The organism is Bianquea renquensis (assembly GCF_014384895.1).
GTDB lineage: Bacteria > Bacillota > Clostridia > Lachnospirales > Bianqueaceae > Bianquea > Bianquea renquensis.
This window is the reverse complement of record NZ_JACRSQ010000006.1, coordinates 73,724-99,322: the sequence shown is the minus strand read 5'-3', so window position 1 is coordinate 99,322 and position 25,599 is coordinate 73,724. Positions and strand designations below refer to the sequence as shown.

Below are 25,599 nucleotides of genomic sequence, written 5' to 3'. Positions count from 1 at the left end.
ATAAAGCCTCCTCCCAGAGGATGTGTTTTGCTTGAGTCAGCGGATGAAATTGGTCCAGGCCCTGGCCACTGGCTCAGGGGGCGGGAGTTCGTCCCGGGTGCGCCTTTGCATCTCCAGAAGATAGGCCATGTTTTGCCCCAGATTTTGAAGTACGGACAGCGCCTCCTGATCCTCCAGCACCTCTCCGGGCTGTCTGCCGTGGGCGACATTCCAGTAGAAGGACGGCGCAACGATCATCTCGGAGATCAGAAGGTAATGATTGAGCTGGTCGAAGGTGGCCACCCCTCCAGAGCGGCGCAGTACCGCAATGCTGGCTCCAACTTTTAGGCGAAAACGGCCGCCGGATTGATAGAAGATGCGGTCTAAAAAAGCCTTCATCGTGCCTGGAATTCCCGCATAGTAAACCGGACAGGCGAGTAGGATCCCGTCTGCCTCCTCAAGGGTGTGGGTCCATGTACAGAATGCCTCATCCGCGAAAACACACATCCCATCCGAACAGCCACCACAGGCGATACAGCCGCGGATGTCGAGTCCGCCGATCTGTAAGATCTCAGTTTCAATCCCGGCAGATTCTATCACATTCAGCACGGTCTGAATCGCCTGAAACGTATTCCCCATTGGGCGGGGACTTCCATTGACAGCGACAACCTTCATTGTAAATTCCTCCTACCATACATAATCTCAGTAAAGTTTTCGATTAAAATAAGCTCAGCTGTGTCTCGCAGGAGGGACGCCGGCGCCCTGCGACAGGACTGGATTGAACGTGGTCCATGGGAATATCGGACAAAAAGGGAGAAGGGTCGGAGCTGGTGAGGAGAATCAGATCCTCTTTTGCACGGGTCATTCCCACATAGAACAAGCGCCGTTCTTCGGGAATATCAGCGGGATGTTGGGCGGATTCCAGCGGGATCAGCCCTTTATTGACACCACAGAGGAAGACCACGGGAAATTCCAAGCCTTTGGAGCCGTGGAGGGTCATGAGAGTGACCGTCCCTGCGTCGTAGGTGCGGCCGCCGGAACGGAGAAGATCGCTCTCCTCGCCGAGGAGCAGCGTCTGGAGAAACGGCTCCATCCGATCATGAAAAATGGACATATTGATCAGGCGCTGCAATGGTTCATGGTCTGTGACGTTCCAATCCTGAATCCAGCTCTCCAGCAAAGTGCGGGGAGAATCCTCTACAATTTTTGTCCGATAGAACTGTAAAAGTCGTAGACACTCCCGGAGGGGCTCCCAGTTTTGCAGTCGAACAAAGGCATCGCCCTGATTGGCTGGAAGAGCTTCCATCCATTGGGCGCGCAATGCGTGACGGATATCCTCAGGGCATTTCCAGCGTGTCTGAAGGCACTGGATCAAGGAGGCGATATCGCCTGGGTTCAGTATAAAGCGGAAGAAACCCAGGGAGGCGCGGACAAATTCATCTGCCAAAAAATCATCTCGGCCAGCCACCACATAGGGAATCCCCTCTTGCCGCAGACAGCGCTCCAGCATGTCCCCCTGCCTATGTGTGCGATACAGAATCGCCATATCGGAAAAACTCCGGATGTGATCCTGTTCTGCTTGATTATTCTGGGTGTGGGCGTCCAGCATGTCGATACCGCCTACCATTCGATTGATTTCCTTCGCAATAAAGATGGCCTCCGACAAGTCGCTCTCCGCCATCAGAATTCGAACAGGAGAGCCACTAGGTTTCCAGGGCCGAAGCTCCCGGATAGGACCCTCATTCTGAGAAATCATAGGCAGAGCACTGTACAAAATTTCCGGTGTCGAGCGATAGTTTTGGAGAAGGCGAATGAGGCGAAGAGACGGAAAATCGTCTGTGAGGCGGCTGAAACAACGAGAATCGGAGCCGCGGAATCCGTAGATCGATTGGTCGGGATCCCCGATTACAAAAAGTCCCTTGCAATGTCGGCTCCAGGAGCGGATCAGCTGATATTGGATTTCATTGATGTCCTGAAACTCATCGACACAGAGATAAGCAAATCCATCAAAAGGCAGTGATTCCTTTTGCCACCCCTCCCATGCCTTTATCAGGAGATCATCAAAATCCAGAGCTCCAATCTGGGACAGGCGCTGCTGATACAGGAGGAATGCATCCATCAGCTCCGATGGCGCTTCCCTCTCCATATGACACTTCCACGTGGAAATAGCCCGGAGAAACTGGCGAGGTGAAAGGGAAAGATCACAGGAGAGGAGAACTTCTTTGGCAATATCCAAGGACTCATACTCATCGACGAGCGTTACAGCCTCCAGCTGATTTGACAAAAATTGTAGACAGATGGAGTGAAAGGTGCCGATGGTCATGGCACGGGTGATTTGTTTGGAGTGAAAATGGGCGTCCAGCCGCTCTTTCATTTCGCCGGCGGCTTTGTTGGTAAAGGTCACAGCGGTGATCTCGGAGGGGTTTACGCCCTGATGCTCCACCAGATATGCGATTCGGGATATCAAGGTTTTGGTTTTGCCAGTTCCAGGGCCGGCAATAACCGCTATGGCCGGTTCTGACGCCAGCACGGCCTCCTGCTGCTCTGGGTTGAGCTCTGCCAGCAGGTTGCTGGCGGTGGAACTGCCGGTGGAAGGCTGGGCTGCCGCTGGCTTGTTGGAGGAAGGGCTCGCTTTTCTGCCCGCCTTTCTCTTCGAGGCCGGCGCGGCCAAACCGGTAACGGCGAATAAGCTGAGCTGGCCTGTCAAGGAGTCAATTTCGGATTGGCTGAGAAGTTGGATGGTGCCGTATTCCCCGTCGTAGCCGGGTGTCCGGCTTACACGCCCATCCCGCAGCCGCCGAATTCCCTCCTCCACACAGGGCCCCGCAATTGGAAGGATTGTTTCAAAGGGAGCCTCCCGCAAAATGTAGAATTCAGGGCCGATATCCCGTAGCATTGTTTCATATTGGGCCAGCACTTTTTTGCTGGTGCTTGAGAGCCCGGTGGAGGCTCCGATGACTTCCGGCAGAGGGACCAAACTCTGATAATAGCCGGCAGAGGAGGGGCGATAGCCCTCTGGGCGGTCCGCCAGCTGTTCAACGCGATGGTCCACACCGATGGTCATTTTTTTCCCGCAGACAGGGCAGAGACCCGATACAGCCTCCGCGTCCGACGGCTTGAGGCATACATGACAATTTCGATGGCCATCGTAGTGATATTTTCCTTCTTCCGGGAAAAATTCCAGAGTCCCAGCAAAGCCTTTCTCAGTTCCGCCCTGTATGGCAGATGCCAGCGCGGGATAGGTCATGGCGGTGTCCAACAGATTCGCTTCCCGGCCAAGTTTTGAGGGAGAATGAGCGTCGGAGTTGGAGACCAATGTAAAGCGGTCCAAGGCGGAGAGACGCCAGTTCATAGGCGGGTCAGAGGAGAGACCAGTCTCAAGCGCATGGATATAGGGGGTGAGATCCTCAAAGCACTCTTCGATGGTGTCAAAGCCGGAAAATGCACCAAACAGTGAAAAGTGGGGCGTCCAAATATGGGCGGGAATGAAAATAGCGTCAGGACAGGTTTCCAGTGTGATTTCCAGGAGATCTCGGCTGTCCAGACCGAGGATAGGCCGCCCATCGGAATGAATATTTCCAATGGCCTCGAGCTTGACAGATAAGGACTCAGCCGCTTCCAGGCTCGGGAGGAGGATGACATTGTGAACCTTCCGAGTCCTCCCATTTTTTTTGTAGATCGAGCTGATTTCACTCGACAGGACAAAGCGGGGACGGACCTCGCTGGAAGAGAGGACATCATCTAGACGGCACTCGCTGCGCAGACAGTACAATCCATCTTCAGCGGGTGTGAGCTTTTCTTTAAGCTCCGCGCGCCATGCGGGGTGTGTGAAATCGCCGGTTCCAATAAGATCGATCCCTTTGCGCCGGGCCCAAAGGTCTAAGTATTCGGGAACACAGTCTCTGCTTGTGGCGCGAGAATATTTGGAATGAATATGTAGATCAGCTATGAACATGGGACTCACCTTCAATACATAAATTGACGAAAATGCCGTATGGGATTACCATATTAGTATAATCGAATCATTTGGTAAATGCAAGACAAAACTAGAATTGTCTCCCAATTTATCGAAACCATCAGGGAAAGAAAACAATACGGCTTGACAAAAAAACGCAATCGTGCTATACTCCAATTTATAAGGCTGAGAAGGTATGTACAGTAGCGGCTAGAGAGAGGCAGCAGAGAGATCCTGTCACCGGCTGAAAGCAGGATTTGATATTCGCTAGCAGTGAATTTCACTATCGGAGCCGTCGCCCTGAAAGAGAGTTTCGTAAGGGCGGATGCAGTCCACCGCATTATGGGGTATTGAGGAGGTTTCGTAGCGTCCGCTGCGAGACTTTGCAGTTTGGTGGTACCACGGAAGAATCCCGTCCAAGTAGTTGGACGGGTTATTTTTATGATAAGGAGGATATGGAAATGAAGGATAAAATCGAACAAGTCAAAGCTCGATTTCAAGAAGAGATGCAGTCCATCTGTGGGACAGAGGAGTTAGAAAAAATCCGCGTTGCGTATCTCGGGAAAAAAGGTCTTATCACAGATCTGATGAAGAATCTAAAGGATCTGAACGCTGACGCCAAGAGGGAGGCAGGGCAGCAGATCAATCAGCTGAAGCAGCAGGTCAGCGAATTTATCGCGGCGAAATCGTCGGAGCTTGAGGCGGCGCTTGCCCAAGCCCGGCTCCAGCAGGATACCCGCTATGATATCTCTCTTCCCGCCAAACCGGTGACGGGGACGCTGCATCCCATCACCATTGTCCAGCGCGAACTGGAGGATATTTTCCGGAGCATGGGATTTGCCGTGGAAGATTTTAAAGAGGTGGTGACGGAATATGATAATTTTGAGGCCGTCAATATTCCCAAGTACCATCCGGCCCGAGATATGCAGGACACTTATTATCTCGACAACGGGCAAGTTCTCAAAACTCATACCTCCGCAGCCCAGAACACCATCCTGCGCAAATATGGCGCTCCCTGCCGTGCCATCTTCCCCGGACGCTGCTTCCGCAACGAAGCCATCGACGCCAGCCATGAGAATACGTTTTTCCAGATGGAGGGGATCATGGTGGGGGAAGATATCTCCATCTCCAATCTGATCTATTTTATGAAGACTATGTTGTCGGAGGTATTCCAGAAGGATATCACGGTCCGCCTGCGGCCTGGCTTTTTCCCCTTCGTGGAGCCTGGCTTTGAACTGGATATCCAGTGTCACGTCTGTGGTGGAACGGGGTGCCCCACATGCAAGCAAGGCGGCTGGATTGAGCTGTGCCCGTGCGGTATGATCCACCCCAATGTTCTGACCATGGCGGGCATCGACAGTGAAAAATATACGGGGTTCGCATTTGGTCTTGGCCTCACAAGGCTTGCCATGATGAAATTTGGAATCCGTGATATTCGAGTCTTCAACAGCGGCAATTTAAAATCGCTGGAACAGTTTACGATTCAATAAAGATAAGGAGGAGGTCGGAGCATGAAACTGTCAATCAATTGGATTCGGGACTTTGTCAATCTGGATGGCATTGAGATTGATACTTTGATACAGAAGTTCACCTTAGCGACAGCGGAGGTGGAAGAAATCCAGCATGTTGGGCGGGATATTCAAAATGTGGTGGTGGGCAAGATTGTATCCATGGAGAAGCACCCTAACTCCAAAAAACTGCATCTGCTGAAAGTGGACGGAGGCGATGCGATCTATGATGTGGTCTGCGGCGCGCCCAACGTGGCGGTGGGGATCAAGGTTCCCTTTGCCAAGGAGGGGGGGCAAGTCGGCGGGATGAAAATCGAGCGGCGGCCCGTCGCTGGCTATGAGAGCTGCGGCATGTGTTGTAGTGAGAAGGAGATCGGGATCAGCGACGATCATTCCGGGCTTATGATTCTGCCCGAGGATTCGCCGGTGGGAACCGATATCAAGAAACTGTACGAGATTGAAGACACAATTTTTGAGGTGGACAACAAATCTTTGACCAACCGGCCCGATTTATGGGGACACTATGGCATTGCCAGAGAAATTGCAGCGCTGGCGGGCCGTCCACTGCAAGAGGTCCAAAAGGTGGACACAGGCGCCTATGAATCGCTTCCGGCCGTCCCCATAGCAGCGGAGAATCAGGAGCATCTGCTCCGCTATTCCGCCATGGCAGTCGAAAATATATCGGTGAAAATCAGTCCGGTCAATATGCGGATTCGGCTGTACCGCTGTGGAATGCGGGCCATCAACTTGCTGGCAGATTTGACCAACTATATTATGCTGGAGATGGGGCAGCCTATGCATGCCTTTGATTACCAGCGGGTTAGCCAGATTGAGGTTGGAAATTTTCCGCAATCGATTCAATTTGAGACTTTGGACGGAAAAGTGCGGGAGGTACACCCGGAGACATTGATGATCAAGAGCAAGGGGACACCTGTGGCCATTGCGGGGATCATGGGCGGCTATGAAAGTGAGATCACAGAGGAGACGACGAGCTTCCTGCTGGAGAGCGCCAACTTCGATGCAGTCAACGTGAGGAAATCCTCCAGCTATCTGGGACTCCGGACGGATGCGTCCATGCGCTATGAGAAAACTTTGGATCCCGAGATGACCATTCCCGCAATCCAGCGGTATCTGTCTCTCCTGTTTTCCATCGATCCCGGGGTCCGCGTCATCTCCTCCCTCAGCGACCTCTATATCCGGCGGTATCCCAAGATTCAAATTGAATTTGATAAAGCCTATGTGGACCGGTACACGGGGATCGACATCAGTGTGGGGCAGATCGAGGATACATTGACTCGGCTCGGCTTCGGCGTTGAGAGGCGCGGTGATGCCTTTACCGTGCAGGTTCCCTCTTGGCGCGCCACAAAGGATGTGAGCATCAAGGCCGACATTATTGAAGAGATTACCAGAATCTACGGGTACGACAATTTTGCAATCCAGACGGCCACCTGTGCGGTTGCACCCATGGCGAGAGAGCCGCGCAAGGTTCTGATCGACGAGTTGAAGACATTGCTGGCGCTGTCTTACGGAAGCCATGAGGTTCACACCTACCTCTGGAATGACGCTCGAAAATTGAAAGAGATCGGTTTGGAGGCGGAAGGTTTTGTCCGGCTGAAAAATTCCGTATCGCCGGACATTGATTTGCTGCGCTGTGATTTGACGCCGGCGCTGCTGTGCACTGTGGAAAAGAATCGGAGCTATGCGCCGGAATTCAGTATCTTTGAAATTGGCAGCGTCGTGGCGGGAATCGACAAGGAGGGGCTAGCCAAGGAAGAACGGCGGCTCAGCGTTGTCTTTTATGGCCGCCGGACGGAGGAAGAGGCGCTGCTTATGAAGGCAAAAGGTTTTGTGGAAGGCATTGCCAGCGCTTTTTACAATGAAAAATTCTCCTATTACTCGATGACGGAAGCGCCAAAGCCCTGGATGCATCCCTACAATGCGTTTCAGATCTCCTTTGGGCAGACGCTGCTGGGGCTGATGGGAATCGTTCACCCCCAGGTGACGGATAAGATTGATAAAAAGGCTTCGATTATTGCGGTGGAGCTGAATGTGGATGAACTGAGCAAAATCGCCAAGATGCTGCCGCAATATAGGGAACCTAGCAAATTTCCGAGTGTGACGGCGGACCTGAGCTATTTGATCGCGTCGGAGGTGCCGTATTCTGCCTTCCAGAGTATGGTGGAAACCCTGGCGTTACCATTTTTAGAGAGCTATGAGTTGGTGGGGATCTATCAGGACCCTGCCTGGAAGAAGCAAAAGAGCGTGACCATTCGATTTGTCTTCTGCTCGCAGGAGCGGACCCTAGAGAGCGAGGAAGTTCAGGCCCTCGTCAATCGGCTCATTGAAGCGGGCGAGAAGATGGGAGCGCAGGTCAAAGACAACTGACGCGCCATGGACAGAAGGAGATCGGGCAGGGAGAGCACCCTGCCTAATCTTTTTAGTCCTATAGGAAAGTCCGCCGAGAGGCGGACCTGAAAAAGTTCGCGGAAGCGAACTTTTGAAAAAAGGGGATTGACAAATGATTGGAAATACGGTATTATATATGAGCGTCAAAAATTTGATGTAGGGGTATAGTTCAGTCGGTAGAACGTCGGTCTCCAAAACCGGATGTCGAGGGTTCGAGTCCTTCTGCCCCTGGTATGGGCAGCCCGCTTAGATAGCGGGCTGTGATTATATTAAGACGAATCGTGCCTAAGAGAAAACCTATGTCAAGGTCTCAGGCGCGGTTTTTTGTTATGTAGCTCCCTTGTCAATTCATCCCAACGACCCACTGATTTCTGGGGGAGTGTGTGCCGGAATTGAGTGAGCTGAAATCAGTATAATGATGGATCGCGAGGTGACCTATGCCCAAAAATGATTATATCAATGCCGTACTATCCTATATTGAGAGACATTTAACGGAAGCTTTAACACCTGAAAATATTGCCAGAAGGCATTTTGTCTCAGTGAGCCAGTTATATAGGGATTTTTACGATTGTACAGGTCATTCCATTAAGGAATATATACGTAAGCGTCGCATTTCAAACGCGTGTGAGAAAATCAAATGTTCAGCGTTGTCTCTCACCGTCATCGCAGATGAAAGCGGTTATCAGACCATACAGTCGTTTCACAAGATATTCAAAAGAACTGTCGGCATGACCCCGATGGAATATCGGATGAATGACAGTTACTTTTATTTTTACCCTTTTGCTACCTATGAGAGGGGGGTAGCCGTAAAAGTTGGCATGGAATCCATCCCAGCGTATACCACAACACGTTTTTACAGTTCCTGCCAAGTAGGGATCGAGGATAATGCGATTAAGGCATTGGGATTGGGGAATATATCCGGCCGGGTTTTCGGACGGAATGGCAAACAGATGGGAAACCGATTCTGTTATGAAGTGATGACTGAAATACCTGGTGAGATAAGAACCAGCCTATATGCCACTTGTGTGGTCAATTATGATGACGCGGATATCAGCAACGGCTGGAATTACTTGTATAACAATTGGCTTTCCGCCAGTATGTTTGAGGAATCGGGCGAAGGGATCTTTGAGGAGTATTTCTTTCAAAATGGCAAACCACGCAAATTGAAATTATATCTACCTGTTAAAAAGCGAAAAGTTGAGCAGCACATCACGATTACGGCTGAACCCGAGAAGACGTTTATCATCGCAAAAGAGAAAGGGTATAACGCCGAGAGGAAGGCATCCGAAATGGTGATGGCTTTTTTGCAGCAGCATCCATTACTGATTCGCAATGCTCAAAGGTTTTACGTTTGCACCTATAATGGCGTATACGAGTGCGGGGTCGAATGCGACAGCGATTTTTGGCTGACTACGCCGCTTAAACAGCGTATGAGCTGTGGTATAGACCTCATCCATATGCCGGCGGGACGATATGCCGTGCTGTCGGGAAACTGTTATGGCGATACCCGCGTTGTTCGCGAGAAAATGGATTCGTGGCTGCAGAATAACGGGATTCCTCATGAAAATGAACCAGCTTTTGCTATTTATGAAATTACAGATGGCAGTTACGATGCAGAAAATATTTGTATGAAATTATATAAACGGCTAAAAGATGACAAAAACGGATAACACAGACAGGCAATCATACACTATAATCTTATTATGAAGTCATAAATTTATAAGAAAGGAAGAATGAGAGTATGAGTGTACCCGTAAGGAAAATGGAACAGAGCCCGGAGAGTTATGCCCCCAAAAGCAGACCGGTGATCATCAGTATGGCGGAGGAATTGTGCACGGAAAAGATCTTGGATACAATTGTGATAGAGGGCGTGGAATTTACAATTATTGAAAAAGCCAAAACATTGTATGCGGGATCCTATTTTGTTGCCCCTGATCTAAATTCGGAGCCGGATGTAGAAGCGAGTTGTCAGTGGTTTCAAGACAACAGAGGCCAAATTGTTGATAGCGTTACGCCGGATCGCATGATTTGTATTAGCATTGATTACGCAACGCCTGAGCGGCCATGCGCCATTCTCCATGGACAGGAGACACGGAATGCTAACCAACCGAAGGGGATTCACGTTATAGAGGCAGAACCGACTTTGCTCATCAAAGTGAGATCTACAGATGAGGCCTGGGCCTTAACAAAAAAAATAACAGGAGAAGAGAATCCACAATGGCATATGGCGCCCCTTTTTGGATTGATCCGCCGCATTTTCTGTGAGGATGGGCCCTATCATTACAATTATGAGTTTAACGGAGGTAACGGGAAAGGAAACGATGAGATGGAGTATTATTGCTATAGCGGCGAAAGCTATGTCACGGTTCCTGTAAAGAAGAAGGGGTAGGTACTTCCTTGTTTGCTATCTACCATTCAGCCTGGTCCCAAAATGACAAAGGGAAAGTCAGGAAGGCTTAATAAAATAGTCACAGTTCCATCTTGTAATTCCACAGCCGATACGGTATAATGCACCTATCATGGGAAGGACAGGAGGTAAGGACAGTGCCAAGAATATTAGAGGGATACACGGTAGAGGGAAAGGTCATCCCATATGAGAGGTTTAAGCCCTTTCTTGATTTGAGTGATGGAGGCGTCTGGGGTGCGCTGACAGGCGAGCTGAGGACAGAGCTTATCCAGCGGGGGGAAGAGAGCCTTGCGATGGAATATCCTCTTTTGACAGCCGAGCTGTACCGAGAATTTTGCCGGAACGGCAATCGAAGCCGCTATGAGGACGTCTATTTCAAGCGGCGCCAGATGGTATGTGACCTTATGGTGGCGGAGTGCCTGGAAGGACAGGGGCGCTTTGTGGACAAACTCATTGATGGAATCTGGGCGATATTGGAGGAGACATCCTGGGTGATCCCCGCCCACAACACATCGCTGGACGGTGCAAAATATCAGCTGCCGGACGCCTACCGGGGCGAGATTCGGTATGTGGACTTATTTTCGGCGGAGACAGGGTCACTGTTGGCATGGGTTTACCACTTTTTAAAAGACGTGTTGGAAGAGGCGGTGCCCCATGTAATCGTGGACCGCATGCAGTATGAACTGAACCGGAGGATACTGGAGCCGTATCTCCAATATGATATGCCATGGATGGGACTCGATGGGGGATTTGTGAATAACTGGAATCCCTGGATTGTTTCCAATGTGCTGGCGGTCGCAGCGCTCTGCGAAGAGAATCGAGAACGGCGGCAGGCGATCATCACACGCTCCCTGTACATTCTAGATTATTTTGCCGCTTCCTACGATGACGACGGCGGCTGCGATGAAGGGCCGAGCTATTGGGGGGAAGCCGGAGCCGCTTTCTTCGACGCCTCAGAGCTCCTGTATGACATGACGGGGGGAGAGCTCGACATTTTCCAGCAGCCGTTGGTCCGCGCCATGGGCGAGTACATAATGAAGATGTATATTCATGGCAACTATTTTATCAATTTTGCAGACTGTCACGGACAGATTCGGGTGAATGCCTTTATGATAGCGCGATTTGGGCGCCGCGTAAAGAGCAAGAGTCTGGAGGATTTCGCCGTATCCCAAATCGGTTCAGAGGAAAGACCAGCTTTTGACAACGGCTACAATCTGTACCGGCGTTTGAAAAATCTCTGGGATGTTCCCAAATCCCAGCCTTCCATTGAGTATGCTCCGAAGACATTTGAATATCTGCCAGGAATCCAGATTGTCGCCATGCGGGAGCAGCCACGGTCCGACAAAGGTTTGTACGTTGCGATCAAGGGGGGACACAACGGAGAGAGCCATAACCATAATGACGTAGGCAATTTTATCGTGTATAGTGATGGGATGCCGGTTGTGATCGATGCCGGCGTTGACACATATACGGAAAAGACCTTTAGCCCACTGCGATATACCATTTGGTCCATGCGGTCCTCCTACCATACTCTGCCGGATATCAATGGGGTGGAGCAGGAGGCCGGGGAAGCGTATCGGGCGAAAGATTTCACGGTATCACAGGAGCAAATGTCAGTCTCGCTGGATATCGCAGGCGCCTATCCCAAAGAAGCGCGAGTGCGCCGGTGGATCCGGAAAGTACAGCTAGCGGAGGGGAAAATCTTGATTTCGGAGACTGTGGAGCCGGAGGTGCCGGAGGAGGTAGAACTGCATTATCTGTTGCGCGACCGGCCTGATATCGCGGCGCCGGGGCGAGCTGTGCTGACAGAGGATCTGTCCCTCCTCTATCCCCATACCCTTGTGCCAGAAATCGAAGAGATCGAGGTAAAGGGGACAAAGATCGGGCAACCTTGGAACCGAGATGCGCTGTATCGTCTGCGGCTGAGAGGGAGGATCGAGGGGGAGACGGTTTTGCCATTCCAGATCCTCAAAGATTAAAATCAGAGCACAGAGGGAAAATCCCCGTTCGCTATGTAGAATGGGGATTTTTTATTTCAGATGAGGGGAATGTCCTTGATTTTGTCCTAAAAAGAAAAGGGCTGTCCCTTTACATTTTGAGTCCGAGAGGCTATACTGGTAGACGAAATGACGCAGAAGGAGCGAGTGACATGACGAGCAGAGAGCGAGTTAAGCGAAGTCTGCATTTTCAATATCCGGACCGGTTGCCGGTCAACTTTGACGCGAACCGCACGCCGGCAGACGGAATCGAGTATGGCGAGGATATGATCTGGGTATCCGCCACGCGGCGGCCTAAAGTAAACGGGGTGGACGAATGGGGTGTCGTGTACGAATCCATCGGAGAAAGCTTCGGTGAGCCCAAAGTCTTCCCGCTGGAAGGCAAAGAGACGCTGGATGGCTATACGTTTCCAGATTTCAGCGAAGACTGGCGGTATGAGGCGATGCGCAAGACAATCGCGGAAAATGTGGAGGAAAAGTATGTGCTGGGCATGCTGCCCAATGGCCTGTTCCAGACGATGATTGATCTCTTCGGTTTTATGGACTTTATGGTCAATGTAGGCGTGAATCCGGAGCTGATCGAGGAAGTATGTGAGCGGTTTTGCCTCAGCGCCATAGCCTGCACAAAGAAAATGGCGGAGTGCGGCGTGGATGGCATTATCCTCATCGACGATACAGCGCTACAGGATCGGCCGATGATCAGCATGGAGGCTTTTAATGAGATCTTCAAGCCTCGATACAAGAGAGTATTTGACTATGCGCACTCCCTCGGGCTTGATACATTTATGCACAGCTGCGGTTACACGTTGGACATCATGGAAGAGTTGATTGATGCAGGCTGTGACGCCATCAATCTGGACCAGCAGGACAACATGGGCATTGAGGAGATATCAAAGCGCTACAAGGGCCGGATCTGTTTCTATTGTCCGCTTGATATTCAGAGAACCCTTGATATGACACAAGAGCAGATTCAGCAGCGCGTTGAAGAGATGTTGCGCGCTTTTGCCTCACCGGCTGGCGGTTTTATTGCCAAAACGTATCCCCAGCCAAAAGCTGTGGGGATGACGGACTCCTATCTTAAATGGATGACAGATGCCTTTAAGAAGACGGAGATTGTGTGAAAGAACTTGTAAAGGTAGACGATTCTAATACCGGTATTCCAGCAATGGAATGCCGGTATTTTGTCATGTAAAAAAATACGCGAATTGTGAACCAGCTTGGAAAGCCAAGTATAACGGCGGGAGAGATAGCGGTATCCCTATGACCGAAACAGATTATTTACAGGCCCGTAAGGGAGTGTTAGAATTGGACCATGATCAAAACCAGCAGGAAAACTGGTTCGATCCAAAATGAGAAAAAAAGAGGAGAGATCGCTATGAAGACAGGAGTACAGGGGGGCACAGCGGCCTTATCTGCAAAACAAATAAGGCGCGCCTGTCGACGGCGGGACTTAAGGCGCTGTTGGCAGCTCTACCTTATGATTTTGCCGGCCATTACGACAGTGTTTATTTTTCACTACATACCAATTTATGGAGTGCAGATTGCCTTTAAGGACTTTCGAACAAGCCTTGGCATCTGGGGTAGTGAATGGGTAGGATTAAAACACTTCAAACGATTTTTACAATACCCAGATTTCTGGCGAATCTTCTGGAATACCCTTCGCATCAGCCTGTATGGCTTTGCCACGTTCCCCTGCTCCTTAATCTTTGCTCTGTTATTGAATGAGCTGGATAATCAGAAATTTAAGAAGACCGTTCAGATGATTACCTACGCACCCCATTTTATATCCACCGTTGTGGTGTGTTCTATGCTGATGTTGTTCTTTGACAGGTCAAACGGAATTGTAAACAATGTGATTGCAGCCCTGGGCGGAGAGCGGTATTCCTTTTTGACGGATCCAAAGTGTTTTGACCATCTGTATACTTGGAGTGGAGTCTGGCAAGGCTTAGGGTGGGGGACAATCATTTATCTGGCAGCGCTGTCTTCCATATCGCCGGAGTTAATCGAAGCCGCGCGGATCGACGGCGCCACCCGATTCAAGATCGTATGGCATATCAACATCCCCTCCATATTGCCAACCGTCATCACGTTGCTGATTTTGCGGGTTGGAAGTTTAGTCGGCGTTGGATTTGAAAAGATTTTCCTTTTGCAGAATGATTTGAATATGAACGTCTCGCGCGTCATTTCCACATATACCTACGAGATCGGGCTAAAGGGCGGTCAATTCAGCTATTCCTCCGCCATCGGACTGTTTAATAATATCATCAACATTGTGCTTATATTGATTGTAAATAAAATATCGAAAGTTGTAACAGACGTTGCACTTTGGTGAGGGGGGAAGGTGTACTATGGCAAGTCACAAGGCAGGAAATCTGATCAAAAAGACAAAGGCGGACCAGGTCTTCGATGTATTCAATATCCTGATATGCAGCCTGATTATGCTGATTATGGTGTATCCGCTCTATTTTACCGTTATTGTATCGCTATCGTCGCCGGAAGCAGTGGCGTCTGGCAGTGTCTATCTATGGCCCAAGGGATTTACCCTGGAAGCCTATCAGAATGTATTTCGCAACAACGAGATCTGGGTTGGATACCGGAATACGATTCTCTACACAGTGGCCAACACACTGTACTGCTTAGGCCTTACCATTCCAGCCGCCTATGTTTTGACAAAAAAATATCTTCCCTTTCGAGGCGCTATTTCCTGGTATTTCTTTATCACCATGTATTTTGGCGGCGGTCTCATTCCAAGTTATATCTTGAACAAAGCCCTTCATCTGGTGAATACGCCGTGGATTATGATTGTGGGCGTAGGCGTCAGCTGTTATAATCTGATTGTCACGAGAACTTTCTTTTCCAGCAACATACCCGATGAGCTGTATGAGTCCGCGTATATCGATGGCGCGACGGAGTGGCAGTCTTTTATCAAAATTGCCCTGCCGCTGTCGGGCTCCATTCTGGCCGTCATGGCGCTGTTCAATATTGTCGGGTGCTGGAATAGCTACTATACCGCTATGATTTACATTACGAATCAAGACTACTGGCCATTACAGATGGTATTGAGAAAGATTCTGATTCTTGGAGAGACAGCAGCCCTGTCTCTGGAAGAAATGTCAAAGGATGAGCAGGAGTGGGCGATTCGGCAATCGCAGATGGTGTACACCATGAAATATGCGCTGATCTTCATCTCCAGCGCACCGCTGCTCGTTATCTACCCCTTTGTACAGAAACATTTTGTAAAAGGCGTTATGATCGGTTCTGTCAAGGGCTGATCGGGAATACCGTTAACAAAGGTTTGGCGCCAAAAGCTACGGGACTGTCCGCATATGAGAGATTGCGGCGACCAGCGGCTTTTGGCTCACAAATCTTGTTATAAATACAAATAGGAAAGAGGAGGAAACATATGAAAGCAAAACGAGGAATCGTTGCTGTGCTGGCCGCTATGCTGGTCATCTCAGCGGTTGGCTGCCAAGGCGGTGGTGAGAATACGTCCAGTCAGAGTTCTCAGAGTTCCACCAGTGGGGACGTTACTTCATCGGATGCAAGCCAGGGAACGACGACAGGAACAGACTATCCCGATTACCTGAATCTGGACAGCGCGCTGCCATTGGCCAACGAGACGCAGAAGATGAGCATTGTCGTCTATCAGCGGTCGGGACAGGGAAAGGCGGATGACATCTGGTTTTGGGAATATGCCCGCCAGGAGATGAACATTGATTTTGATGTAACCCAGGTGACATCCTCTGCGGAATACAAATCAACCGCGTTTGCCACCGACTCTCTGCCGGATATATGGTTTCAGATGTTCTTAACCTCTGTTGAACAGCTGACCTACGGGGAGCGGGAAGAGCAGCTAATTGACTTGTCCGGGTATATCAATGAGACGCTGACTCCCAATATGATGAGGATTTACAATGAATATCCAGAGTATTTAGGTAAGATTACATCCCCCTCCGGCGCCATCTACTCACTGGGAGGCATCACAAATCCTAAGAGTGCGGCGATGACATTCTATATTAACAAACAATGGCTGGAGGAGGCCAACATGGAACTCCCCACGACTTTGGAGGATTTCACGGCGGCGATGGAGGCATTTAAACAGCGCGGCAGCGATATCGTGCCCATGGCTGGGGATGCGGGTGATTCCACGCGCTACCTGCTGAACGCATTCGGGTATGTAACCCACGCAGCCGAGTCACAGACAACCATTGCGATGCGCAACGGACAACCGGTGATTCCCGCAGGAGACCGGGAAGTGTTCGGTGAATATTTAAAGACTGTGGCAGAATACTATGAGAAGGGATATCTGTCACAAGACTTGTATACCATCGACAATGAAACGACACGGGCGCTGATGCAGAATGGAAAGATCGGATTTGGCCAGTCGTCGTTTATCTCCTTCGCACCCAATAATGAAACCGAGTGGAGTGCCGCTCCCTTCCTGACAAGTGAATACAATGATACAGCAAAGGTGGCCAGCAATTATAATTCTGTCTCCAATCAATCCTTTGCCATCTCCCATACTTGTAAAACACCAGAGTTGGCGATGCGCTTTGTCGATTGGTGGTTCGATTATGATAATTACCACCTGGCCATCTTTGGGCCTACCGCGGAACAGGAAGATCTATTCTTAGGGAAGATCGACAGTGGATGGACGTATGCGACGGATGATGAAGACGATGCGACGAAAGTGTATCCGGCAGTTGAAGATGGCTCCTATCCGACGGCGGGTGAGTACCACTACGCAAAGATTCAGGGAATCATCGGCGGCTATGTGGGCCTCTGCTATGACTTGTTTGAAGACAGTCAGTATCGCAGTTCGCCTGCGAGCAACACTCGCGGTGAGCAGGATATCATAACGCCTCAGATAACCGATGAGTACTATCCGGTTATCCAATCCTTTACCGATGAACAGAATACAGCCATTACCGACTTGTCCTCGGTTATCAACGCGTATATCAAAGAAAATGTCGCCGAATTTGTCACAGGCAAGAGAGCTGTGACAGACGAGGAACTTACCGCCTATTTCGACGGATTGGACGCCATCGGTTTCCAAGAATACCTGCAGTATTACGTCGACTATTATAACGACGTGTATCTGCCATCGGTACAGTAAATAATTTTATATCCCATATCCACATGCGCTAAACCGGCATGAATGCCGGTTTAGCGTTTTAGAATTTTCAAACACTAGCAAAAGTTCATATTGAGTTCATATTAATCCGTATACTAGTTGTTGAGGTGGCTGTCGATGAAAAGAAAAAAGTGGATGGGAAGTGTTTTTCTTCAGTACGTTTTTTCCTATTTTGGTATCGTTCTTTTATCCTGCGCGATACTGGGAATGGTATTCATATACAGCACGATAAAAGCGGTGGATGCACAGAACAGACAGGTCATGGAACAAAAGATGGAGTTGGCCTTACAGGATTTGGAGACCCAGTGCAACATTCTGGAGGATATTGCGGGCGATATCCTGCTGCACAACGAATTCAACCCCAGCTTTTTTCAGGAAAGTAAATTCAATGAGATCGAACTTGTGGAGAGTTTAGGCAAGTATATCAGCTATTCGCCTTATACCTCACAATACTTTTTGCTTTACAGCAATAGCGATGTTGTATATCAGTCTACGGGGCACACCAGCTATTTTTCTTACTATGCGCCCAATATACTAAAGACAACAGGCTCGAAAACGCTGTACTCCAGAATTACTGGGGTTACCCACTTTACCATGCTGGACTATGGGGATGATGAGTTATTTCTCTTCGCCGTGCCGGTGAATGTTGGAAAATTTTCTGGCTCCTCCGTCCGAGCGACACTCTCCTTTGTGATTTCCAAAAGCAGAGTGCGGGAACGGCTACAGGAAGTCTCTGGTCTGTATGACGTTGAGTTTTCCGTCTATATGGGGGATGCGGGGTTGTGCCTGACCGGAGAAAACAGCGATGCCCAAGAGTTAGCGGATTTGGGGAAGCAAAGCCTAGTTCAACAAAACGAAAGCTACGGCTTTACCATGTATCTCAACTACGAGGAGAACGCATTGTACTCTCTGCCGTGGAATTCCAGGTTGAATCTGGTATTTTTCTTCGTCTTCCTTATTTTGAGTTTTGTTCTCATCCTCTTCTTCGCGTCTCTTACCTACCGCCCCATTCGCAGGCTTATGCTGAAATATGGAAAGGAGGACGAGAGTGGGCTCAATAATGAATTTTCCAGTCTTGACACCCTGTTGGAGACAGCACAGGAGAAGAGCAAATCCGTCGATGAGCAGATTGGCAGGATATCCCGCGTCATGAAAAACCAAATGATGTTACTCTTGATCAGCGGCGATTATACGGACTCGATGAAAAATAGGATCCTGCTGTCCAATGTTCATTTATCGGAGACTTATTTTGGAGTTCAATATGTTCAGCTTATGGAGGCCGTCGGCGAACCAGTCTGCCATGAAATGGCGGATTTAGTCGAAGATCTTTCGGTTGACGGGATCTACCTGTATGCCATGGCCCTTCCGGAGGAGAGTGCGATCGTGGTGCTATTTAATGCAGCGGAAGCCTATGAAGGACAGGATATCAAGGAGAGCATTGTGGCGCTGTTTGACGCGGAGCAGTTGGATGTGGAGGTCGGGGAAGGACGGGTCTGCAAAGAGCTGTCCGCAGTTCAGCTCTCCTATTTGGAAGCGAAGACCAGCTGCCAGAGCATGTTATTAAGGCAGGGGGAGATGGTGTATTCCTCTATGGAAAAAAGTACGGGTCAAAGCGACCCGCTGCAATATAATGGAAAGCGGATCATCCAGATGATGAACGCGGTCCGCCACGGCGAAGCGGAAGAGGCGAGCGCGAGTCTGCGCGCCTTCCTAGACGAGCTGAAGGCGGAAAATTGTTCCGAGTTCCGGATGCGATTCATATTTTCTGATATATTATCCAAGACGGTAGCGCTGGCGCAAAGTCTGGCTGTGCCAGCAACGGAAGCGCAGATCAGTCAGATACTGTGCGCCAGAAATGAGACCAGCTTTTACGAAGGAATGCAACAATTCCTTCTCTGTATCTGCAATGGCGTACAGGGGGAGAAAGGTACGGCGCAACAGGACAAAGCGCAGAAAATCATGGACTATATCTGGCTGCATTACCGGGAGAATGATTTCTCTATGGAAAGTTTGGCGGAAAACTGTGGGATGAGCGTCAGCGGCGTCAATCGGGTGTTAAAAAAGGCGACGAACTTGACATATCGAGATTTTCTGATTTCGATCCGGATGGAGGAAGCCAAACGGCTGTTGGCGCAGGAGGGAATGTCGGTGGCAGATACAGCGCGGTACGTAGGGTATACCAATATCTCACACTTTATCAAGACATTTAAAACCATCGTCGGGGTACTGCCTTCTAATTATGCGAAAGGTGAATTTTGAGAAAAGGGGATGGAAGGCATGGTGCAAGATCGAATAACAGGATTGCGGGTCAATTATTTGGAGAATCCGTTGGGGCTGGACAGCGCCCCGCGATTCTTCTGGCAGATTTTATCGCAGCGGCGGGGGGCACAGCAATGCGCATATGAAATTCGCGTGTCTTCAACGCTGGAGCAGGCGCAGGCCATGGCGGGAGATGTGTATGCCAGCGGCCGTGTGCTCAGCTCCGTCAGCACCCACGTGGAGTTACCGAATGGCGTGGTGCTTCAGCCGCGGTGCCGGTATTATTGGTCTGTCTCGGCATGGAATGAGCAGGGGGAACGCCTCAATTCAGAGATTGCCATTTTTGAGACAGGAAAAAGGGGGCAGGGGTGGAGCGGCAATTGGATTACGGCCTCCTTTTTGCGGAAAATGAATGAAGATTTGCAGGCTCCGTATCTGCGGCGCTCTTTTGCCGTCCCGTCCCCGGTTCGGGAGGCGCGGCTCTACATATGCGGACTCGGATATTTTGAGGCGTACCTTAACGGTGTGGCTGTCAGCGACGATATGTTGTGCACTGCCTATACGAGATTCGATAAAACGGTGTTGTACCGCGTCTTCGATGTGACGGCGCAGATTCGGGAGGGACAGAACGCCCTGGGAGTCCTTCTCGGAAATGGATGGTATAACTGTTTTGCGGAAGATCCATGGAATTCCAAAGAGGCTTCCTGGCGGGACGTAGTGAAAATGCTGGCGGAACTGCACTTGGCCTTTGAGGATGGCTCCGAGGACGTGATTGTTACGGATCCCCGATGGAAATGCCATGGAAGTCCCATCATTTTTAACGGCATTCGAAATGGGGAGCATTATGATGCGAGACTGGAGCTGCCCGGGTGGAACGAGGCGGGCTTTGATGATCAGGCCTGGGAGAATTGCCGGATCGTGCGCGGACCGGGAGGGGCGCTGAAAGCCTTTGAGATGGAACCCATCCGGATCTGTCAAGTTCACCGCGCTGTGTCGAAATGGGCTGTTCCAGGTGGATGGATTTTTGATATTGGACAAAATCAGGCGGGGATTGGGGATTTCTGTTTTCACGGCAAAGCGGGAACGACTATTACTGTGCGCTATTCCGATCTGTTGCATGAAGATGGCACGCTGAATATGGCCATGTCAGGGTTCATCCGGAGCCACGGTTTCCAGACAGATCAATATACGAAAAAAAGTGATGAGCCGGAGTGTTGGCATCCGAGATTTGTCTACCATGGCTTTCAATATATCGAGATCACGGGTACGGATGTGGAGCCGGAGCTGGCGGATGTGCGGGCTTTCACAATGCACAATGATTTCTCTAGCACAGGAGAATTTTCATGTTCTGACGGGCTGCTGAACCGTCTACAGTCTCTGTGCTGGTGGTCTACTGTTTCCAACTGTTTCAGTGTGCCGACGGACTGCCCCCATCGGGAAAAAAATGCATGGACCGGGGATGCAGGGCTATCCTGTGAGCAGATGCTCATCAATTTTGGATCCCAGGCTTTTTGGACGAAGTGGATGGGCGATGTGCGGGACGCACAGCGGCCAGCGGGCTCGATTCCCGTTGTGATCCCTTCCACAGGCTGGGGGTACAATTCCATGAATGGCCCCGATTGGGCCAGCGCCCTGACAACAGTTCCGTGGATGCTCTATCTGTATCATCGCGATGTGACAGCGCTGCGGGAAAACTATGAGGCGATTCGAAGCCACTGCGAGTTTATGCTCAGCATGGCCGATGGATACCTGGTTCACTACGGCCTGGGAGATTGGTGCCCTCCCTTTGACGGCCCTGCAATCTCCGCCAATATGTCCAGCTTCAAGTGTCCAACGGAAGTCACAGACAATGCGTATTTTCACAGCAGTGTGCGAACTTTGGCCCGGATGGCGCGGATCCTGGGGTATGAGGAGGATGCATCCCGGTACGAGGAGGTGGCGGATGAGATCCGAGGGGCTTTCCGCCGCGCCTATTATGACCCGGAGACAAAACTTGTCGCGGGAGATTGCCAGACAGCCACGGCCGCGATGCTGTACCACGGTTTGGCATTCCCGGAGGAGCAAGCGGAGCTGTTGGACGTGTTGCTAAAGCAGATTGAAAGGCAGGATTGGCATATTGATTTTGGAGTGTTAGGGATGAAAGCGGTCATGCACACGCTGGGAAGTATGGGACGAAGCGACGTTGGATATCGGATGTTAGCCCAGCGATCCTATCCCAGTGTCTCCTGCTGGATAGAACAGGGAGCCACCACCATGTGGGAGTGCTGGAATGGAGGGGGCTCTCACAATCACCAGGTATTTAGCGATTTTTCCGCGTTCTTATATAAATATATCGGAGGAATCAGCCCAGACGAGAGCGATCCGGGGTTTGACCATATTCTTCTAAGGCCGGCCCTTACCAGCGGCCTGTCAGCCGTTTCCTGCAAAGTCCATAGCCTGCACGGAGAGATCCGATGCTCGTGGTCAAAGGAAGGGGATGCCGTTCAACTGGAGGTGCATATACCGGTGGGCTCCTGCGCGACACTGTATCTGCCGGAGCACAGCCAGGTTTTGGAGGATGACCGTGTGTGGCTGGACGGAGATGCAGAATCGGCCATCCAGTTGGTTAGCGGGCAGTATCGCCTGGTTGTTGCGACCGCAAGATCTGTTCAGCAAGACTTAAATCCTCCGGCGTTGTGATCTTGATGTTGGAATAAGAGCCCTGCAAAAGCTTGATTTGTATGGATCCATATCGCTCGGCGATGGAACTGTCGTCTGTGTGGGTCAGGTCCATCACCGCCATTGCCTGTTCATAGGCATGTAGAATGTCAGCGTATCGAAAGGTCTGAGGCGTCTGCACGTTCCAAAGACGCTGGCGCGGCGGGGTTTCCTTGACGAAGCCGTTGTCATCGGCAACCTTGATGGTGTCCTTAGCCGGCACGGCAACGACACAGCCACCCCACGCGGCGGCCGTCTGTACACTTGTCTCTACGATCGTAGGATCCACAAGGGGCCGGGCGCCGTCGTGGATTAGAACGAATGCACAGTCGGATGGCAGCGCTTTCAGGCCCAGATAGACGGATTCCTGGCGGGTCGCGCCGCCCGGCAGGATGTGGAGAGGCGTATGATACCGGTACTTTTGCCGCAGAAGCTCCTGGCATTGCGCCATGTCCTCCGCCGCCGTGACAACGACAAGCCCATCGATCATGGAACATGCGTCCAATACGGTTACAGTTCGGGCTAAGATGGGAACGCCCTCCAACTCCATAAATTGCTTTTTGACCGCCGTTCCCATCCGGCTGCCAGTACCGGCTGCTGGGACTACAGCCCAGACTTTGCCGGCACTCTGCGTGATCTGTATCATGGGGTGTCTCCTTTCAGGTCAATTCTGTGGTGGCCGTGGCTTTTGCGAGTATTATATCATAGGTCTGTGCTATAGCGCTATAGGACTTGTAAACCGTTGCCCTTTGCGGTATGATATAGTCAGAAAGGGGGTCCGTTATGAAATCCATACGACAACAGCTCCGCTCGGAGCTTTTATTTTTGGATGGCGCTATGGACATAAGACTGATGGAAATGGGAATGGCTCCATTCGCCCATCCGGAAATGATGAATCTTGTCCATCCGGAGTGGGTTTACAATGTCCACAGGGAGTATCTGGAGGCGGGCGCGGATATCCTTAGAACCAACACATTTGGCGTCAATGGATGGAAGTGCAGCGACGTCAAGTATCAGCAGATCATTCGGGAGGGAATTCAGATTGCGAGGCGGGCGGCAGCCCATGCATCGACAGAGGAGAAGCCGCGCTATGTTGCCTTCGACATCGGCCCTTCGGGCGCTAAGCCCATGGAAGAGGCCATTCCCTCCTTCGCGGAGATGGTTCAAATCGCGGAAGAGGAAGGGGCGAATGTGATCTTCCTCGACAGTTTCCAGGAACTGTACGAGATGAAAGCTGCGGTGCTAGCCGCAAAAGAAAATACGTCCCTCCCCATTTTTGTTACGATGGCACAGAGTCTGGAGAGGGACCCGGCGTGTTTTGCGGCGCTCATGGAGGGGCTGCGCGTGGACGCCCTCGGATTGCAAGGTGGGACGAACCCAAACGATATCCTACCCCTGGTGAGGGAACTGGCCGGTCGATGCTCCATCCCCATCATTGCCACCCCCAACAGGAGACTCCACAGTCCGGCGGAGGAATTTGCGCTGGACATGCGGGAACTGATGGAGGCGGGCGCTCATTTGGGAGGGGGAAGTGGCGGAACGACTCCGGCTCATATACGGTGTATGGCCAAGCGATGCGATTCCCTTCATCCAGCGGTGATCCAGCAAGAGGAGATCACCGTTGCATCGTCCTATGCCATCGCCCAGCGGATCGGAGGTGGGGACAGCGGGTCTTTAATGGTGGGGGAGCGAATCAACCCCACGGGCAAGAGGAGGCTTCAGCAGGCCCTGCAAGATCATGACTGGAGCTATGTACAGCGGGAGGCGATGGCACAGGGAGAGTCTGGTGCGCAGCTCTTGGATGTCAATGTGGGAATGCCGGGCATCGATGAGCGGCAGACGATGCAGGAGGCGGTTCTCGCCATCCAGCAGGTTGTGGCCCTGCCTCTGTTGCTGGACAGCGCCCGCCCGGATGTTTTAGAAGGGGCCATGCGGGTGTACAATGGTAAACCGGTGGTCAACTCGGTGAACGGAAGACAGCGCACCATGGATGCAGTTTTTCCATTGGTTGCTAAGTATGGCGGCGTAGTCGTGGCCTTGCCCTTGGATGAAGGGGGGATCCCGGAAACTCCGGAAGGACGACTTGCGGTAGCACGGAAAATGATCCGGGAGGCGGCGGCCTATGGCATCGAGAAGAAGGACATCATCGTAGATCCAATGGTTCTAGCGGTCAGTTCAATTGCCCGAGGAGCTGTCACGGCGCTGGAATCGCTGCGGCTGATCAAAATGACCTTGCAGGTTCCTACGATTCTAGGAATTTCCAATGTTTCCTACGGTCTCCCCGGGAGAGCGAATCTCAACGCGGCCTTCTACACCATGGCCCTTCAGGCAGGGGTGGACATGGCGATCCTAGACCCCGGCTGCGAACCTGTGCGGGGAGCCAGGGATGCCTATCAGACGCTGTGTGGTCTGGATGAGAATGGGTTGCGGTACATTGGCCGGTATAAGAGATCACAGCAAAGACGTGATCGCGAGACCGAAGCAAGGAAAAAACAAATATTGCTGTGAAACGAAGAAGAAGCCGGCCTATCCGCCACTAAAAAAAGAGGGCAGGACGATTGCCCAAACAGCCGTGCCCTCTTTACGGTTCAATCTGCCAATCGATGGGAGTCATCCCATTGCGCTCCAGAAACGCATTGGTCTTGGAAAAGTGGCGGCATCCGAAGAAGCCATAGGTTGCAGAATAAGGGCTGGGGTGCGGCGCCTCCAGAATCAAATGCTGGGGGTTGGTGATGAGAACCTTTTTCTCTCTGGCATTTCGCCCCCAGAGGAGGAACACAACAGGATCAGGGCGGTCGTTCAGCAGGCTGATAATATGATCGGTGAAGATCTCCCACCCTTTTCCGCGATGAGAATTGGCCATGCCAGCGCGGACTGTCAGCACCGCATTTAACAGGAGAACACCTTGATCAGTCCATTTTTTCAGATATCCAGACTGGGGTATGTAGCAGCCCACATCGTCGTGCAGTTCCTGATATATATTCTGCAAAGACGGAGGTACGCTGATCCCCGGCTGCACGGAAAAGCTGAGGCCGTGGGCCTGGCCGGGACCGTGATAGGGGTCCTGGCCGATAATGACAACCTTCACATCTCCATATGCGGTATAGTGCAGGCAATTGAAGATGTCATACATAGAAGGATACACGGTGTACGTGTGATACTCATGGGCAAGAAAACGGTGCAGAGATGTGTAATACTCCTTCTGAAATTCATGGGCTAGAAGCCCCTGCCAGTCATTTTTAAATTCCACCGCCATG

General features: G+C 51.0%; 17 protein-coding genes and 1 tRNA gene. 13 read left to right on the top strand and 5 right to left on the bottom strand.

The features are described from left to right. Window positions 1-36: 36 nt before the first annotated feature. Entirely contained in the window at window positions 37-654 is a 618-nt protein-coding gene (locus tag H8730_RS05865; protein ID WP_177716488.1) for a flavodoxin family protein, read from the bottom strand. A gap of 43 nt (window positions 655-697) precedes the next feature. Beyond that, complete coding sequence (locus tag H8730_RS05860; protein WP_177716486.1) at window positions 698-3,934, bottom strand: UvrD-helicase domain-containing protein; 3,237 nt, start codon at window positions 3,932-3,934, stop codon at window positions 698-700. Between the two features lie 461 nt (window positions 3,935-4,395). Here H8730_RS05860 and pheS point away from each other — a divergent pair, with 461 nt between their 5' ends. From pheS to H8730_RS05800, 12 genes are all read left to right on the top strand, one after another. Next, entirely contained in the window at window positions 4,396-5,424 is a 1,029-nt protein-coding gene (gene pheS / locus H8730_RS05855; protein ID WP_249289560.1) for a phenylalanine--tRNA ligase subunit alpha, read from the top strand. A 21-nt stretch (window positions 5,425-5,445) separates the two neighbouring features. Beyond that, window positions 5,446-7,827, top strand: a complete 2,382-nt coding sequence (gene pheT / locus H8730_RS05850) for a phenylalanine--tRNA ligase subunit beta (protein WP_177716482.1) — start codon at window positions 5,446-5,448, stop codon at window positions 7,825-7,827. 179 nt (window positions 7,828-8,006) lie between these two features. After that, a tRNA-Trp gene (locus tag H8730_RS05845) sits at window positions 8,007-8,079 on the top strand. 206 nt (window positions 8,080-8,285) lie between these two features. Beyond that, window positions 8,286-9,518 (top strand): helix-turn-helix domain-containing protein, encoded by a 1,233-nt coding sequence (locus tag H8730_RS05840; RefSeq protein ID WP_283243873.1) that lies wholly within the window; start codon window positions 8,286-8,288, stop codon window positions 9,516-9,518. A 71-nt stretch (window positions 9,519-9,589) separates the two neighbouring features. Then, the gene (locus H8730_RS05835; RefSeq protein ID WP_177714502.1) at window positions 9,590-10,237 is read left to right on the top strand and encodes a hypothetical protein; all 648 of its coding nucleotides are present in this window, start codon (window positions 9,590-9,592) and stop codon (window positions 10,235-10,237) included. A gap of 155 nt (window positions 10,238-10,392) precedes the next feature. Then, on the top strand, window positions 10,393-12,234 hold the full coding sequence (locus tag H8730_RS17850; protein WP_177714503.1) for a heparinase II/III domain-containing protein: 1,842 nt from the start codon (window positions 10,393-10,395) through the stop codon (window positions 12,232-12,234). Window positions 12,235-12,404: 170 nt separating this feature from the next. Next, on the top strand, window positions 12,405-13,373 hold the full coding sequence (locus tag H8730_RS05825; protein ID WP_177714504.1) for a uroporphyrinogen decarboxylase family protein: 969 nt from the start codon (window positions 12,405-12,407) through the stop codon (window positions 13,371-13,373). 254 nt (window positions 13,374-13,627) lie between these two features. Then, on the top strand, window positions 13,628-14,584 hold the full coding sequence (locus H8730_RS05820; RefSeq protein WP_177714505.1) for an ABC transporter permease: 957 nt from the start codon (window positions 13,628-13,630) through the stop codon (window positions 14,582-14,584). A gap of 16 nt (window positions 14,585-14,600) precedes the next feature. After that, window positions 14,601-15,524, top strand: a complete 924-nt coding sequence (locus H8730_RS05815; protein WP_177714506.1) for a carbohydrate ABC transporter permease — start codon at window positions 14,601-14,603, stop codon at window positions 15,522-15,524. A 131-nt stretch (window positions 15,525-15,655) separates the two neighbouring features. Continuing rightward, window positions 15,656-17,368, top strand: coding sequence for a type 2 periplasmic-binding domain-containing protein (locus tag H8730_RS05810; RefSeq protein ID WP_249289559.1), 1,713 nt, complete (start codon window positions 15,656-15,658; stop codon window positions 17,366-17,368). A 135-nt stretch (window positions 17,369-17,503) separates the two neighbouring features. Then, complete coding sequence (locus tag H8730_RS05805) at window positions 17,504-19,645, top strand: helix-turn-helix domain-containing protein (RefSeq protein ID WP_177714508.1); 2,142 nt, start codon at window positions 17,504-17,506, stop codon at window positions 19,643-19,645. A gap of 18 nt (window positions 19,646-19,663) precedes the next feature. After that, window positions 19,664-22,324 carry a family 78 glycoside hydrolase catalytic domain gene (locus tag H8730_RS05800; protein ID WP_177714509.1) on the top strand — a complete coding sequence of 887 codons (2,661 nt, stop codon included), beginning with the start codon at window positions 19,664-19,666 and terminating at the stop codon, window positions 22,322-22,324. Here the strand turns inward: H8730_RS05800 and ispD are convergent. Continuing rightward, window positions 22,251-22,988 carry a 2-C-methyl-D-erythritol 4-phosphate cytidylyltransferase gene (ispD, locus tag H8730_RS05795; protein ID WP_249289558.1) on the bottom strand — a complete coding sequence of 246 codons (738 nt, stop codon included), beginning with the start codon at window positions 22,986-22,988 and terminating at the stop codon, window positions 22,251-22,253. The genes H8730_RS05800 and ispD overlap by 74 nt on opposite strands. 13 nt (window positions 22,989-23,001) lie before the next feature. Beyond that, entirely contained in the window at window positions 23,002-23,136 is a 135-nt protein-coding gene (locus H8730_RS17560) for a hypothetical protein (RefSeq protein WP_283243872.1), read from the bottom strand. Here H8730_RS17560 and H8730_RS05790 point away from each other — a divergent pair. Next, entirely contained in the window at window positions 23,126-24,850 is a 1,725-nt protein-coding gene (locus H8730_RS05790; protein ID WP_177716753.1) for a homocysteine S-methyltransferase family protein, read from the top strand. The genes H8730_RS17560 and H8730_RS05790 overlap by 11 nt on opposite strands. 73 nt (window positions 24,851-24,923) lie before the next feature. On the opposite strand, the gene H8730_RS05785 is transcribed toward H8730_RS05790, so the two are convergent. Continuing rightward, window positions 24,924-25,598: a uracil-DNA glycosylase gene (locus tag H8730_RS05785; protein ID WP_177716755.1), complete on the bottom strand. Its 675-nt coding sequence runs from the start codon at window positions 25,596-25,598 to the stop codon at window positions 24,924-24,926. Window position 25,599: the final 1 nt, after the last annotated feature.

Bases quoted from the DNA above. Each gene is read 5' to 3' on its own strand.
- H8730_RS05865 (WP_177716488.1), bottom strand. From the start codon at position 654: ATGAAGGTTGTCGCTGTCAATGGAAGTCCCCGCCCAATGGGGAATACG.
- H8730_RS05860 (WP_177716486.1), bottom strand. From the start codon at position 3,934: ATGTTCATAGCTGATCTACATATTCATTCCAAATATTCTCGCGCCACA.
- pheS (WP_249289560.1), top strand. From the start codon at position 4,396: ATGAAGGATAAAATCGAACAAGTCAAAGCTCGATTTCAAGAAGAGATG.
- pheT (WP_177716482.1), top strand. From the start codon at position 5,446: ATGAAACTGTCAATCAATTGGATTCGGGACTTTGTCAATCTGGATGGC.
- H8730_RS05840 (WP_283243873.1), top strand. From the start codon at position 8,286: ATGCCCAAAAATGATTATATCAATGCCGTACTATCCTATATTGAGAGA.
- H8730_RS05835 (WP_177714502.1), top strand. From the start codon at position 9,590: ATGAGTGTACCCGTAAGGAAAATGGAACAGAGCCCGGAGAGTTATGCC.
- H8730_RS05825 (WP_177714504.1), top strand. From the start codon at position 12,405: ATGACGAGCAGAGAGCGAGTTAAGCGAAGTCTGCATTTTCAATATCCG.
- H8730_RS05820 (WP_177714505.1), top strand. From the start codon at position 13,628: ATGAAGACAGGAGTACAGGGGGGCACAGCGGCCTTATCTGCAAAACAA.
- H8730_RS05815 (WP_177714506.1), top strand. From the start codon at position 14,601: ATGGCAAGTCACAAGGCAGGAAATCTGATCAAAAAGACAAAGGCGGAC.
- H8730_RS05810 (WP_249289559.1), top strand. From the start codon at position 15,656: ATGAAAGCAAAACGAGGAATCGTTGCTGTGCTGGCCGCTATGCTGGTC.
- H8730_RS05805 (WP_177714508.1), top strand. From the start codon at position 17,504: ATGAAAAGAAAAAAGTGGATGGGAAGTGTTTTTCTTCAGTACGTTTTT.
- H8730_RS05800 (WP_177714509.1), top strand. From the start codon at position 19,664: ATGGTGCAAGATCGAATAACAGGATTGCGGGTCAATTATTTGGAGAAT.
- ispD (WP_249289558.1), bottom strand. From the start codon at position 22,988: ATGATACAGATCACGCAGAGTGCCGGCAAAGTCTGGGCTGTAGTCCCA.
- H8730_RS05790 (WP_177716753.1), top strand. From the start codon at position 23,126: ATGAAATCCATACGACAACAGCTCCGCTCGGAGCTTTTATTTTTGGAT.
- H8730_RS17560 (WP_283243872.1), bottom strand. From the start codon at position 23,136: ATGGATTTCATAACGGACCCCCTTTCTGACTATATCATACCGCAAAGG.
- H8730_RS05785 (WP_177716755.1), bottom strand. From the start codon at position 25,598: ATGGCGGTGGAATTTAAAAATGACTGGCAGGGGCTTCTAGCCCATGAA.